This is a genomic window from Rhodovulum sp. YNF3179 (assembly GCF_050586465.1).
Taxonomy (GTDB): domain Bacteria; phylum Pseudomonadota; class Alphaproteobacteria; order Rhodobacterales; family Rhodobacteraceae; genus CAJXYS01.
On record NZ_JBOCEG010000001.1, the window covers coordinates 309,523 to 321,999 of the forward strand.

General features: G+C 69.0%; 11 protein-coding genes. 8 read left to right on the plus strand and 3 right to left on the minus strand.

Going from position 1 to position 12,477, the window contains the following annotated elements; translation table 11 throughout:
- The first annotated feature begins 1 nt into the window (after position 1).
- From ACQ5SP_RS01590 to ACQ5SP_RS01615, 6 genes are all read left to right on the plus strand, one after another.
- Positions 2-1,117, plus strand: a complete 1,116-nt coding sequence (locus tag ACQ5SP_RS01590) for an ABC transporter ATP-binding protein (protein WP_430935732.1) — start codon at positions 2-4, stop codon at positions 1,115-1,117.
- Between the two features lie 69 nt (positions 1,118-1,186).
- Positions 1,187-2,932 carry an acetate--CoA ligase gene (gene acsA, locus ACQ5SP_RS01595; RefSeq protein WP_430935734.1) on the plus strand — a complete coding sequence of 582 codons (1,746 nt, stop codon included), beginning with the start codon at positions 1,187-1,189 and terminating at the stop codon, positions 2,930-2,932.
- Positions 2,929-4,929: a pyruvate dehydrogenase (acetyl-transferring) E1 component subunit alpha gene (gene pdhA / locus ACQ5SP_RS01600; protein ID WP_430935736.1), complete on the plus strand. Its 2,001-nt coding sequence runs from the start codon at positions 2,929-2,931 to the stop codon at positions 4,927-4,929. The genes acsA and pdhA overlap by 4 nt, the downstream gene beginning before the upstream one ends.
- A gap of 3 nt (positions 4,930-4,932) precedes the next feature.
- Complete coding sequence (locus ACQ5SP_RS01605; protein WP_430935738.1) at positions 4,933-6,165, plus strand: dihydrolipoamide acetyltransferase family protein; 1,233 nt, start codon at positions 4,933-4,935, stop codon at positions 6,163-6,165.
- Positions 6,162-6,407, plus strand: coding sequence for an acyl carrier protein (locus ACQ5SP_RS01610; protein ID WP_430935740.1), 246 nt, complete (start codon positions 6,162-6,164; stop codon positions 6,405-6,407). Before ACQ5SP_RS01605 ends, ACQ5SP_RS01610 begins: the two co-directional genes overlap by 4 nt.
- 4 nt (positions 6,408-6,411) lie before the next feature.
- The gene (locus tag ACQ5SP_RS01615; RefSeq protein ID WP_430935742.1) at positions 6,412-7,395 is read left to right on the plus strand and encodes a zinc-dependent alcohol dehydrogenase family protein; all 984 of its coding nucleotides are present in this window, start codon (positions 6,412-6,414) and stop codon (positions 7,393-7,395) included.
- A 3-nt stretch (positions 7,396-7,398) separates the two neighbouring features.
- Here ACQ5SP_RS01615 and ACQ5SP_RS01620 read toward each other — a convergent pair whose 3' ends face one another.
- Positions 7,399-7,770, minus strand: a complete 372-nt coding sequence (locus ACQ5SP_RS01620) for a hypothetical protein (protein ID WP_430935744.1) — start codon at positions 7,768-7,770, stop codon at positions 7,399-7,401.
- A 170-nt stretch (positions 7,771-7,940) separates the two neighbouring features.
- On the opposite strand from ACQ5SP_RS01620, the gene ppsA reads away from it, so the two are divergent.
- Both ppsA and ACQ5SP_RS01630 read left to right on the plus strand, forming a co-directional pair.
- Positions 7,941-10,325: a phosphoenolpyruvate synthase gene (gene ppsA, locus ACQ5SP_RS01625; protein ID WP_430935746.1), complete on the plus strand. Its 2,385-nt coding sequence runs from the start codon at positions 7,941-7,943 to the stop codon at positions 10,323-10,325.
- 28 nt (positions 10,326-10,353) lie between these two features.
- The gene (locus ACQ5SP_RS01630) at positions 10,354-10,818 is read left to right on the plus strand and encodes a YbhB/YbcL family Raf kinase inhibitor-like protein (RefSeq protein ID WP_430935748.1); all 465 of its coding nucleotides are present in this window, start codon (positions 10,354-10,356) and stop codon (positions 10,816-10,818) included.
- On the opposite strand, the gene ACQ5SP_RS01635 is transcribed toward ACQ5SP_RS01630, so the two are convergent.
- Both ACQ5SP_RS01635 and ACQ5SP_RS01640 read right to left on the minus strand, forming a co-directional pair.
- On the minus strand, positions 10,815-11,741 hold the full coding sequence (locus ACQ5SP_RS01635) for a 1-phosphofructokinase family hexose kinase (RefSeq protein ID WP_430935750.1): 927 nt from the start codon (positions 11,739-11,741) through the stop codon (positions 10,815-10,817). The genes ACQ5SP_RS01630 and ACQ5SP_RS01635 overlap by 4 nt on opposite strands.
- A gap of 149 nt (positions 11,742-11,890) precedes the next feature.
- On the minus strand, positions 11,891-12,403 hold the full coding sequence (locus ACQ5SP_RS01640; protein WP_430935752.1) for a hypothetical protein: 513 nt from the start codon (positions 12,401-12,403) through the stop codon (positions 11,891-11,893).
- Positions 12,404-12,477 lie beyond the last annotated feature (74 nt).

The window sequence follows — 12,477 nt, forward strand, 5'->3', positions numbered from 1 at the left end:
CATGGCATCGGGAATCCGGCTCCAGTCGGTCAGGAAGTATTTCGGCGCGAACGAGGTCATCAAGGGGATCGACCTCGAGATCGAACCGGGCGAGTTCGTGGTTCTCGTCGGGCCCTCGGGCTGCGGCAAGTCCACGCTGCTCAACATGATCGCCGGGCTCGAGACGGTGTCCGAGGGGCATGTCCAGATCGGCGGCAAGACGGTCGACAACGTGCCGCCGCGTGACCGCGACATCGCCATGGTCTTCCAGTCCTACGCGCTCTACCCGACGAAGACGGTGCGCGAGAACATCACCTTCGGCATGCAGACGCGCGGCATTTCCAAGACGGATCAGCGCATGGCGGTCGACGAGTTCTCCAGGCTGCTGCAGATCGACCATTATCTCGACCGCAAGCCCGGGCAGCTCTCGGGCGGGCAGCGCCAGCGGGTCGCGATGGGCCGTGCGCTGGTGCGCAAGCCCGAGGTGTTCCTCTTCGACGAGCCGCTCTCGAACCTCGACGCCAAGCTCAGGATCGAGATGCGCACCGAGATCAAGAAGCTGCACCAGCGCCTCGGCAAGACGGTGGTCTACGTCACCCATGACCAGATCGAGGCGATGACGCTGGCCACCCGGATCGCGGTGATGGACAATGGCCATATCCGGCAATTCGCAGACCCGGCGACGGTCTACGAGGATCCGGTCGATCTCTTCGTCGCGGGGTTCATGGGCTCGCCGCCGATGAACATGGTGCCCGGGCGGCTCCGCCGTCTCGACACGGGGCTGGCCGTCGACGCCGGCAAGGACGGCGAGGATCCGGTGCGCTTCCCGCTGCCGGCGGACAAGGCGGCCGATATCGACGCCCCGGACGGCCACGCCGTTGTGCTGGGCCTGCGTCCCGAGACGATCTTCGCGGCCGGAACCGAACTGCCCGGGGCCAACCGTTTCGTCTTCGAGCGGCCGGTCGAGGTGGTCGAGCCCACGGGCCCGGACACCATGATCGTGTTCCAGATCGCGGGCATCGACATGATCGCGCGCGTCCGCCCCGAGGATGCGCGCGAGATCGGCGCCGCTTTCCGCTTCGAGGTGGATATGGGCAAGGCCAAGGTCTTCGACGCGGATACCGGTCTCGGCATGTGAGGGCGGGTTGACCTGAGTCAATGCCCCGGCGCGCACGGGCCCGGATAGTGGCTGTGGGAGGAGATGCCGATGACCTGGGAGACCATCGCCAAGACCGATGCCGAACGCCGCGCAGCCGTGCTGCCCGATCCCGACCGATACCGAAAGACATTCGGCTGGGACGAGGCCCGCGCCATGCTGGACGGCCTGCCGGATGGCAAGCTCAACATCGCCCACGAGGCGCTGGACCGGCATGTCGCCCACGGCGACGGCGACCGGATCGCGCTGCGCTGGATCGGCAAGGACGGCGAGCGCCGTGACCTGACCTATGCCGAGATGGTGCGCCAGACCGCGCGTTTCGCGAATGTGCTGGCCAAACACGGGCTTTCGAAAGGCGACCGGCTGTATTCGCTCATGGGCCGCGAGGCCGAGCTCTACATCGCCGCGCTAGGCACGCTGAAGGCGGGGCTGACCTTCTCGCCGCTGTTCTCGGCCTTCGGGCCCGAACCGATCCGGACCCGGATGGAGATCGGCGAGGCCAACGCGGTCGTGACCACGGCCTCGATCTACCGCCGCAAGATCGCCAAGCTGCGCGACGCGATCCCGTCGCTGAAACTGGTGCTGATCCTGGGCGACGAGGCGCCTGAGGGCTGCGTGGCGCTCGGCCCGGAAATGGCGGCGGCCTCCGACGCATTCGAGACCGTTCCGATGGATCCCGAGGACACGGCGCTCATTCATTTCACCTCCGGCACGACGGGCCGGCCCAAGGGGGCCGTTCACGTCCACGAGGCGGTGGTGAACCATGCCGCCACGGGGCGCAACGCGCTCGAACTGACACCCGGCGCCGTTTACTGGTGCACCGCCGATCCGGGCTGGGTGACGGGAACCTCCTACGGGATCATCTCGCCGCTCGTGAACGGCGTGACCATGATCGTGGACGAGGCCGATTTCGAACTCGACAGGTGGTACGGCATTCTCCGGGACGAGGGGGTGGAGATCTGGTACACCGCGCCCACCGCCATCCGCATGATGATGCGCGCCGGAACCGAGGCGGCGCGGGACTACGACTTCTCGAAGCTGCGCTTCCTCGCCAGCGTGGGCGAGCCGCTGAACCCCGAGGCGGTGGTCTGGGGCAAGGAGGTTTTCGGCCATCCCTTCCACGACAACTGGTGGCAGACGGAGACCGGCGGGATCATGATCGCCAACACCGCCGCGATGGACATCAAGCCGGGCTCCATGGGCAAACCGCTGCCGGGCATCACCGCCGGGATCGTCGATCGCGCGGATGGCGCGCTGCGCGACTGCGCGACCGGCGAGATCGGCGAGCTTGCGCTGCGCCCCGGCTGGCCGTCGATGATGCGCGCCTATCTCCACGAGCCGGAACGATACGCCAAGGTGTTCCAGGACGGCTGGTTCCTGTCTGGCGACCTGGCGATGCGCGATGCGGACGGGTATTTCTGGTTCGTCGGCCGTGCCGACGACCTGATCAAGTCCTCGGGCCACCTGATCGGCCCCTTCGAGGTCGAAAGCGCCCTGATCGAGCATGACGCGGTCGCCGAGGCCGGCGTGATCGGCCTGCCCGACGAGACCGCCGGCGAGGTGGTGAAGGCCTATGTTTCCCTCAACCCGGGCTTCGACCCCTCCGAGGCGCTGGAGCGCGATATCCGCGGGCACGCGCGCAAGAAACTCGGCCCCGCCGTTGCCCCGCGCGAGGTGGTGTTCCGCAAGACCCTGCCCAAGACCCGGTCGGGCAAGATCATGCGCCGGCTTCTGAAAGCCCGCGAGCTCGGCCTGCCCGAGGGCGATATTTCCACGCTGGAGACCGACGAGTCATGACCGCATCGGAAAAGATCCACCTGACCCGCGCGCATGTGCGCGAATTGCTCGCCGCGATGCTGCGCATCCGCAAGTTCGAGGACAAGTGCGCCGAACTCTACACCCAGCAGAAGATCCGCGGCTTCCTGCATCTCTATGACGGCGAGGAAGCGATCGCGGCGGGGGTGATCCCCCTGTTAGGACCCGAGGACCGGGTCGTCGCCACCTACCGCGAACATGGCCACGCGCTGGTGCGCGGGATCGACATGGGCCGGGTGATGGCCGAGATGTACGGCAAGGCGGCGGGCTGTTCCGGCGGGCGCGGGGGATCGATGCACCTGTTCGATGCGGCGACCAATTTCTACGGCGGCAACGCCATCGTGGGCGGCGGCCTGCCGCTGGCGGGCGGGCTGGCGCTGGCCGACAGGATGAACGGCACCGGCGCCGTGACGGCCTGTTTCTTCGGCGAGGGCGCGGTGGCCGAGGGGGAATTCCACGAGACGATGAACCTGGCGCAGCTCTGGGAGGTTCCGGCGCTCTTCGTCTGCGAGAACAACGGTTACGCCATGGGCACGGCTCTGGCACGCTCCGAGGCGGTGACCGACATCCACGCCAAGGCCGCCAGCTACGGCGTGCCGTCCGAGGTGGTGGATGGCATGGACATCGTCGCGGTCGAGGCGGCCGCGCGCCGGGCGCTGGCCGCGATCCGCGAGACCGGAAAGCCCTATTTCCTCGAATGCCGCACCTACCGCTTCCGCGCCCATTCGATGTTCGATGCGCAACTCTACCGCGACAAGGCCGAGGTCGAGGACTGGCGCCAGCGCGGCCCCATCATCCGTTTCCAGACCTGGCTGACGCAGAACGGGCTGATCCACGACGAGGAAATCGCCAATATCGAGGCCGGCATAGATGCCGAGATCGCGCGGGCGGTGGAGTATGCCGAAACGGCCGAGTGGGAACCGCTCGAGGATCTCGCCCGCCATGTCGTGGCCGAGGATCGCCCGGAACCGCCGGCGCCGGCCAAACCATCAGGCGAAACGGTCGAAACCACCTACCGCGAGGCCATGCGCGAGGCGATCCGCGACGCGCTGACCCGCGATCCGCGGGTGTTCCTGATGGGCGAGGACGTCGGCGCCTATGGCGGCTGTTACGCCGTCACGAAAGGCTTGCTGGAGGAATTCGGCCCCGACCGGATCCGCGACACGCCGCTTTCGGAGTCGGGCTTCACCGGCTTCGGCATCGGGGCGGCGGCGGCCGGGATGCGCCCCATCGTCGAGCTGATGACGGTCAATTTCAGCCTGCTCGCCCTTGACCAGATCATGAACACCGCCGCCACCATCCGGCACATGTCGGGCGGCCAGTTCGGCGTGCCGCTGGTGATCCGCATGGCCACGGGCGCTGGCAAGCAGCTGGCCGCGCAGCATTCCCACTCCCTCGAAGGCTGGTACGCGCATATCCCGGGCCTGCGCGTGCTGGCGCCCGCGACGCTCGAAGATGCGCGCGGCATGCTCTGGACCGCGCTCGAGGATCCGGACCCGGTGCTGATCTTCGAGAACGCGCTCCACTACAACCACGCGGACCGGATCGACACCAATGCCGGGCCGGTCGATATCGACCGCGCCGCCCTTCGCCGGCGGGGCGAGGATGTCACGCTGATCACCTATGGCGGGTCGCTCTGGAAGACGCTGGAGGCCGCAGAGACGCTGGCGGGCGAGGGCATCTCGGCCGAGGTGATCGACCTGCGCAGCCTGCGCCCGCTCGACGACGAGACGATCATGGACTCGGTCGGCCGGACCCGGCGCGCGGTCATCGTGGACGAGGGCTGGCGGTCCGGATCGATCTCCGCCGAGATCGCGGCACGGATCGGGGAACGGATCTTCTGGCATCTCGACGCGCCGGTGGGGCGGGTCTGTTCCGAAGAGGTGCCGATCCCCTATCCCAAGCATCTCGAGGATGCCGCGATCCCGCAGGCCCCGCGGATCGTCGCGGCGGCCAGGGCAACGCTGGGCAAGGGCTGAGCCATGGGTGTCTTCACCATGCCCTCGCTCGGGGCCGACATGGAGTCGGGCAAGCTGGTCGAATGGCTCGTGGAGCCCGGCGACACCGTCAAGCGCGGCGATGTCGTCGCCGTGGTCGAGACCCAGAAAGGCGCGATCGAGATCGAGATCTTCGAGGCCGGCGAGGTCCGCTCGCTGGATGCGGCGCTGGGCGAGACGCTGCCGGTCGGCGCGCCGCTGGCCACGATCGTGAAACCCGGCGAGGACGCGCCGGACCCCGCGCCCCCCCGGACCACGCCCCCCGGATCCGCCGCGCCGCCCGAGCCCCCTGCGCCGCCCGCCACACCGGCAGCGCCGGCAGAGGCCCCCGCGCCCGCCGCCGCGCCCGCGCGACATCCCGCAGCGGCGGCCGGGGAAATCCCGGCGGCCTCTCCCGCCGCGCGCCGTCTCGCCGCCGAGAAGGGCGTCGATCTCTCGACGCTCGTGGGCAGCGGCCCCGGTGGGGCCATAGTGCGCGCCGATGTCGAGGCCGCCACGGGCCGCGGCACGCCAGGGTCCGCCGCGTCGCCACCGGCGCGCAAGCAGGGGCTGGACCTTTCGGCCATGCGCGAGGCCATCGCGGCCGCCATGGCCCGGTCGAAACGCGAGATTCCGCATTACTATCTCGGTCACGACATCGACCTGCAGGCCGCAAGTGACTGGCTGGCGGCCACCAATGCCAACCGGCCCGCAGAGCGGCGCCTCCTCATGGGGGCGCTGTTCGTCAAGGCGGCGGCGCTGGCGGCGAACAAGGTAAAGGCCATGAACGGCCACTATGCCGACGGCGCGTTCGCGGCGTCCGACGCTGTCCATGCCGGGGTGGCCGTGGCGCTGCGCGGCGGCGGGCTTGTCGCGCCGGCGATCCGGGATGCGCAGACGCTCTCGCTGGATGCCCTGATGGAGGCGATGCGTGACCTGGTGATGCGGGCACGGTCCGGGCGGCTGCGATCCTCCGAGATGACGGATGGCACGATCACGGTTTCCAGTCTCGGCGAAAAGGGCGTGGACAGCATGACGGGCGTCATCTACCCGCCGCAGGTCGCGCTGGTGGCCTTTGGCACGCCCCGCAGCGCGCCCCGCGCGGTGCAGGGCGCGCCGGCGCTGCGCGAGGTCGTGACCGTGACGCTTGCCGCCGATCACAGGGTCAGCGACGGGCGCCGCGGGGCGCAGTTCCTGGCCGAGATCGATACCCTTCTCCAGCATCCGGAGGCATTATGACCCGCGACGAGATAAAGGCTGCCTTTCTCGAGGAAGTGAACCGCATCGCGCCCGATATCGACCCGGCCGACGTGGGCGACGACGATCATCTGCAGGACGACCTGGAACTCGATTCTATGGATATCCTGAACCTGATCACGGCCTTGGCCAAGCGCTTCGGTATCGAGATCCCGGACTCCGAGACCGAGGGCATCGCGACGCCGGCCTCGGCGGCGGACTACATCGCCGGCAAGCTCGGCTGAACCGATGCGCGCGATGGTTCTCGGCGCGCCGCGCAGGCCGCTCGCCCTGACCGACATGGATCGTCCCGCGCCCGGCGCGGGACAGGTCCGGATAAGGGTGGAGGCCTGCGGCGTCTGCCGCACCGATCTGCACATTGTCGATGGCGAGCTGGACCGCCCCCGACTGCCGCTCGTGCCCGGCCACGAGATCGTGGGCCGGGTCGAGGAAACCGGGGCGGGGGTCTCGGGGCTCGGCCCGGGCCAGCGCGTGGGGGTGCCCTGGCTCGGCCATACCTGCGGCGACTGCTTTTACTGCCGGAACGGGCAGGAGAACCTCTGCGACGCGCCGGGCTTCACCGGCTACACGCTGAACGGCGGTTTCGCCGAGGCCTGCGTCGCCGACGCGCGCTACGTCTTTCCGCTGCCGGAGGACGGCGACCCCGTGGCGCTCGCGCCGCTGCTCTGCGCGGGGCTCATCGGCTACCGGAGCCTCGCGATGGCGGGGGATGCGCGGCGGATCGGGCTTTATGGCTTTGGCGCGGCGGCCCATATCCTGGCGCAGGTCGCGGTCTGGCAGGGGCGCGAGGTCCATGCGCTGACCCGGCCCGGCGACACCGCCGCGCAGGACTTCGCCCGGCGGCTCGGGGCGGTCTGGGCCGGGGGCTCGGACATGCGTCCGCCCGTGGAACTCGATGCCGCGCTGATCTTCGCGCCGGTGGGGGCGCTGGTGCCGGCGGCGCTCAAGGCCGTGCGCAAGGGCGGGTGCGTGATCTGTGGCGGCATCCACATGAGCGACATTCCCGGCTTTCCCTATGCCGACCTCTGGGGGGAACGCCAGGTCCGGTCGGTGGCCAACCTGACCCGCCAAGACGGCGTGGCGTTTTTCCCGCTGGCCGAGAAAGCCGGGGTGCGGACGGAGACCGTGCCATACCCCCTGGAACAGGCCAACGAAGCCCTTGACGATCTGCGCGAAGGTCGGCTGCAGGGGGCCGCGGTGCTGGTGCCCTGACGGTCAGTCGGCCGGGCGCGCAGCCGTGGCCCTGAGCAGCGCCGCCAGCAGGACGAGGGGCAGGCGCGGACCGTGGCCCACCCCGAGATAGGCGTCGTTGTCGCGGACGCCCGACATCCGAAGCGTGCAGGTCCAGTGGCCGTGGCTGCGGCTGGCCGTGCCGTCCATGGAAATCGCCCAGCCGGGCAGCACCCGGTCCACCAGATCGATCACTGCGTCGGTCGAGAGCAGCCGGTCCGGCGTCAGGGTGCCTTGCGGATCGATCTCGGGGGCGGCTGCGCGCAGCGCCGCGATGATCGCCTCGCCCCGTTCGGCGTCGAGCATCGTCGCGTCCTCGATGCGTTCCGCCATCTCGCGCAGAGTGTTCCCCATCATGACCCTCCCCTTTCTGGCCCCGGATGGCTGCCCCGGGTGGCGTAGTTTGCGCCCTGCGGACTCCGGGCGCAACCACAACGCGATGCCGGTGCCACGGCCTTGATGGAGATCAACGCGACTGCGGCCACGCTCGGCTATCCGGGACCGACGGACAGCGGGAGGAGAGAGACATGCACGGCGACACCCGGAACGTGATCTGGTTCGAGGACCTCGGGCGCGGCGATGTCGCGCTGGTGGGCGGCAAGAACGCCTCCCTTGGCGAAATGGTGCGCGAACTCGATGCCAGGGGCATCCGCGTGCCGCCCGGCTTCGCGACCAGCGCGGACGCCTTCCGCGCCTTCCTGGCCGCGAACGATCTGAACGACCGTATCGCCGAGACCGTCGCGGCCTGGGACGAGGGCCGGATGTCGCTGCAGGATGCCGGGCGCGGCATCCGCGACGCGATCATCGCCGGCGACTGGCCGGATGACATCCGCGACGCGATCCTCGCCGCCTACCGCCAGCTCTCCGACCGCGAAGGGCAGGCGGATCTCGCCGTCGCGGTGCGCTCCAGCGCCACGGCCGAGGATCTGCCGGACGCGAGTTTCGCGGGCCAGCAGGAAACCTATCTCAACATCGTCGGCGGCGCGGCGCTGCTCGACGCCTGCCGGCGCTGTTACGCGTCCCTCTTCACGGACCGGGCGATCAGCTACCGCAAGGCCAAGGGCTTCGACCACGCGCAGGTGGCGTTGTCGGTGGGGGTGCAGCGGATGGTGCGCGCCGATACCGGCGGGGCCGGCGTGATGTTCTCCATCGACACGGAATCCGGGTTCGACAAGGTGGTGCTGATCAACGCGGCCTGGGGGCTGGGCGAGAACGTCGTGCAGGGCGCGGTCACGCCCGATGAATACCAGGTCTACAAGCCGTTCCTCGGCAGGCCGGGGCTGACGCCGATCCTCGAAAAGGGGCTGGGCGCCAAGGAACGCAAGATGATCTATGCCGGCGGCGGCGAGGGCCCGACCAAGAACGTGCCGACCGCGCGCGCCGAGCGCGAGCGCTTCGTGCTCAGCGATCCCGAAATCCTGGAACTGGCCCGCTACGCCGCCACGATCGAGGATCACTACGGCCAGCCGATGGACATGGAATGGGCCCGCGACGGCGAGACCGGCGAGCTGTTCATCGTTCAGGCCCGGCCCGAAACCGTGCAATCGCGGACTGGGGCGGGGGCGCTCAAGTCCTACCATGTCAAGTCGGCCGGCGAGCCGATCCTCTCGGGTCTCAGCGTCGGGGAGGCGGTGGCCACCGGCCGCGTCTGCCTGATCGAGAGCGCGGCAGAGATCACGCGCTTCGTGGACGGTGCGATCCTCGTGACGTCGACGACCGATCCCGACTGGGTGCCGATCATGAAACGTGCCGCCGCCATCGTCACCGATCATGGCGGACGCACCAGCCATGCCGCCATCGTCAGCCGGGAACTCGGGCTGCCCGCGATCGTCGGCACGGGGAACGCGACGCATCTGCTGCACGACGAGCAGGACGTCACCGTGTCCTGCGCCGAAGGGGCCGAGGGCGTGGTCTACCAGGGGATCGCCGACTACGAGGTGGAGGAGATCACCCTTGCCAACGTGCCGGAGACGAAGACGCGGGTGATGCTGAACATGGCCAACCCCGCCGCCGCCGCGCGCTGGTGGCGCCTGCCGAGCAACGGGGTGGGGCTGGCGCGGATGGAATTCGTGGTCAACAACACGATCAAGGTGCACCCGATGGCGCTCTTGCGGTTCGACGCGTTGGAAGACGCCGATGCCAGGGCCGAGATCGAAAAACTGACGCGCGGCTACGAGGACCGCGCCGACTACTTCGTCGAGACGCTGGCGATGGGGCTCTCGCGGATCGCGGCGACGAGCTATCCCGACCCGGTGATCGTGCGGATGAGCGACTTCAAGTCGAACGAGTATGCCGCGCTTCTCGGCGGGCGCCAGTTCGAGCCGCACGAGGAAAACCCGATGATCGGGTTCCGCGGGGCCTCGCGCTACTACGCCGACGCCTATCGCGACGGCTTCGTGCTGGAATGCAAGGCGATCCGGCGGCTGCGCGAGGAGATGGGCTTTGACAATGTCGTCGTCATGATCCCCTTCTGCCGCACGCCCGACGAGGCCGACCGGGTGCTCGAGGTGATGAAATCGGCGGGGCTCGAGCGTGGGAAGAACGGGCTCGAGGTCTACGTGATGTGCGAGATCCCGTCGAACGTCATCCTGGCCGAGGACTTCGCCAGGCGTTTCGACGGCTTCTCGATCGGGTCGAACGACCTGACCCAGCTGACGCTGGGCGTCGACCGCGACTCCGAGGAACTGGCCCGGCTCTTCGACGAGCGCGACGCGGCGGTGCAATGGATGATCCGCACCGTCATCGAGAAGGCCCATGCCGCCGGCGCCAAGGTCGGCTTCTGCGGGCAGGCGCCCAGCAACGATCCGGATTTCGCACGGCTGCTGGTCGAGGCCGGGATCGACTCGATCTCGGTCACGCCGGACAGTTTCCTGGCGGTGAAGGGGCATGTGGCCGAGGCCGAGAAAGGCTGAGATTGCCCGACCGGGAGGAGGCCACGCCATGGCGATGACCTTGACCAGCCCCGCCTTCGCGCAGGGCGGGACGATCCCGACGGCGCATACCTGCGACGGGCAGGACCTGTCGCCCGCCTTTGCCTGGACCGGCGTGCCCGCGGGCACGGTGTCGCGGATGCTGGTCTGCGACGACCCGGATGCGCCAAATGGCACCTTCCGGCACTGGGCGGCCTACAACATCCCGGCGGACTGGACCGGCCTGAAGGCCGGCCATGGCGCCGATCCGGCCGCGCCTGGAGTCCGTCAGGCGGTCAATGATTTCAGGAAGCCGGGCTATGGCGGACCGTGCCCGCCCAGGGGCGACAAGCCTCACGCCTATCATTTCCGGCTGGCGGCCCTCGGCGACTGGATCGTGTCGGCATCCCACGCGGCGCGCTGCCTCGAAATACAAGAGCTTGCCCGCCCGCTGGAGATCGAGGCGGTGGAACTGGTCGGGTTCTACGGCCGCTAGAGCGCGGCCATGCGCTCGTAGAGCGCGAAGACATCCTCGCGCCGGCAGAGCTGGGTGCCCCGTGTCAATAGCGCGGCGGTGCCGGCTGCCATGCCCAGACGGAACGCGTCCTCGACCGGGCGGCCCTCGGAGAGGCCCCAGGTCATGGCGGCGAGAAAGCTGTCGCCGGCACCGACGGCAGAGCGCAGCCGGACCGTCAGCGCCGGCAAACGCAGAACGCCCTCGGGACCCGCGAGAACACCGCCGTCTTCACCCAGGGTGATCGCGGCGTAGGTGAGATTGTGGTGGCGGACCAGCTCGGCGGCCGCCGCGCCGGCCTCGTCGGAGGTCAGCTCGCGCCCGACCAGTTCGCCCAGTTCGCGCAGGTTGGGCTTGGCGAGATAGACGTCGGCGGCCTCCAGCGTCGCGGCCAGGCCGGGACCGGAACTGTCGAGAACGAACCGCGCCCCGCGGGCCTCGGCGGCCTCGGCGATACGGGCGTAGAAATCGCGCGGTGCGCCGGCGGGCAGGCTGCCGCTGGCGACGACCCAGGCGCTGTCATCGGCGACGACATGGTCGAGCACGGCCTGCAGTTCCGCGTCAGTCACCTCCGGGCCTTCGGGCACGAAGCGGTATTCGAGCCCGGTATAGGTCTCCTTGACGTCGAAGCCGATCCGGGTCTGTCCCTCTATGTCGATGCGGTGGCTGGGAACGCCGCGTTCCTCCAGCAGTCGTTTCAGCAACGTGCCGATCTCGCCGCCGGCGAGGATCACCGCCTCCGTCTCGCCGCCGAGCGCGCGTATCACCCGGGCGACGTTCACGCCGCCCCCGCCGGGATAGGTGGCGACCGGGCTGGTGCGGATCTTCCGTGTCGGGCGGACGATATGGGCGTCGCTGGCGAAATCGACGGTCGGGTTCAGCGTGATCGTGAGTATGCGCGGCATGGCCGGGATCCCGTGACGGCGTCGCCGGGGAACGCCCCGGCGCTGGCGGCAGCATAGCGCGGGCCGCGCGGGATTTCACCAGCCGCGAGGCGCCGTTGCCTGTCTGCGGGTCGGAGGGGCATGAGGAAACGCGGCGCGCATGCCCGCGTTCAGCACCATCCCATGCTGTTCAATCGCGTCGAACAGTAGCTGTTCTTCTTTCCCGTCTTTTCCTTCTTGCCGGCACTTTCCTGCTTCTTGGCCTTGTCGGCCCCCTTGCTCTTTTCGGCCTGGGCCTTTTCTGTGTCCTTGTCCTTGTCCTTGTCCTTGTCCTTGTCCTTGTCCTTGTCCTTGTCCTTGTCCTTGTCCTTGTCCTTGTCCTCTTCCTTGTCCGGTCCGCCTTCCCGCGTCTCCGCGCTTCGCTGTTGGTCGCCGCGTTGTCCGCAGGCGCGTTTGTGCGCGGTTTCGTGCGCGTTCACGTTGGGGCCGCAAGCGTCGTCTTCCGGACTGTCGCCTTGCTCTCCCGGATCCTCTTCGGTGCCCGGCGCGCTTTCGGCGTCGATCGCGCTGACCGCGGGGGTCGACCAGACCATGCTGCCGCTGATCCCGTCCCATTCGTCGGCAACGGTGTTCGAGAACCCGTTCACCGCCACGAGGGCGGCCACGGCGATGCCGCCGGCCATGACGATATATTCCGTCAGGCCCGCACCATCCTCGCGCCGCCAGAAGGCTTCGATCAATTTGAACATACGCCACG

What these genes read in the sequence shown, in the direction of transcription:
- ACQ5SP_RS01610 (WP_430935740.1), top strand. Translation starts at nt 6,162, where the DNA reads ATGACCCGCGACGAGATAAAGGCTGCCTTTCTCGAGGAAGTGAACCGC.
- ACQ5SP_RS01640 (WP_430935752.1), bottom strand. Translation starts at nt 12,403, where the DNA reads ATGGCCGGCGGCATCGCCGTGGCCGCCCTCGTGGCGGTGAACGGGTTC.
- ACQ5SP_RS01635 (WP_430935750.1), bottom strand. Translation starts at nt 11,741, where the DNA reads ATGCCGCGCATACTCACGATCACGCTGAACCCGACCGTCGATTTCGCC.
- acsA (WP_430935734.1), top strand. Translation starts at nt 1,187, where the DNA reads ATGACCTGGGAGACCATCGCCAAGACCGATGCCGAACGCCGCGCAGCC.
- pdhA (WP_430935736.1), top strand. Translation starts at nt 2,929, where the DNA reads ATGACCGCATCGGAAAAGATCCACCTGACCCGCGCGCATGTGCGCGAA.
- ACQ5SP_RS01630 (WP_430935748.1), top strand. Translation starts at nt 10,354, where the DNA reads ATGGCGATGACCTTGACCAGCCCCGCCTTCGCGCAGGGCGGGACGATC.
- ACQ5SP_RS01615 (WP_430935742.1), top strand. Translation starts at nt 6,412, where the DNA reads ATGCGCGCGATGGTTCTCGGCGCGCCGCGCAGGCCGCTCGCCCTGACC.
- ACQ5SP_RS01590 (WP_430935732.1), top strand. Translation starts at nt 2, where the DNA reads ATGGCATCGGGAATCCGGCTCCAGTCGGTCAGGAAGTATTTCGGCGCG.
- ppsA (WP_430935746.1), top strand. Translation starts at nt 7,941, where the DNA reads ATGCACGGCGACACCCGGAACGTGATCTGGTTCGAGGACCTCGGGCGC.
- ACQ5SP_RS01605 (WP_430935738.1), top strand. Translation starts at nt 4,933, where the DNA reads ATGGGTGTCTTCACCATGCCCTCGCTCGGGGCCGACATGGAGTCGGGC.
- ACQ5SP_RS01620 (WP_430935744.1), bottom strand. Translation starts at nt 7,770, where the DNA reads ATGATGGGGAACACTCTGCGCGAGATGGCGGAACGCATCGAGGACGCG.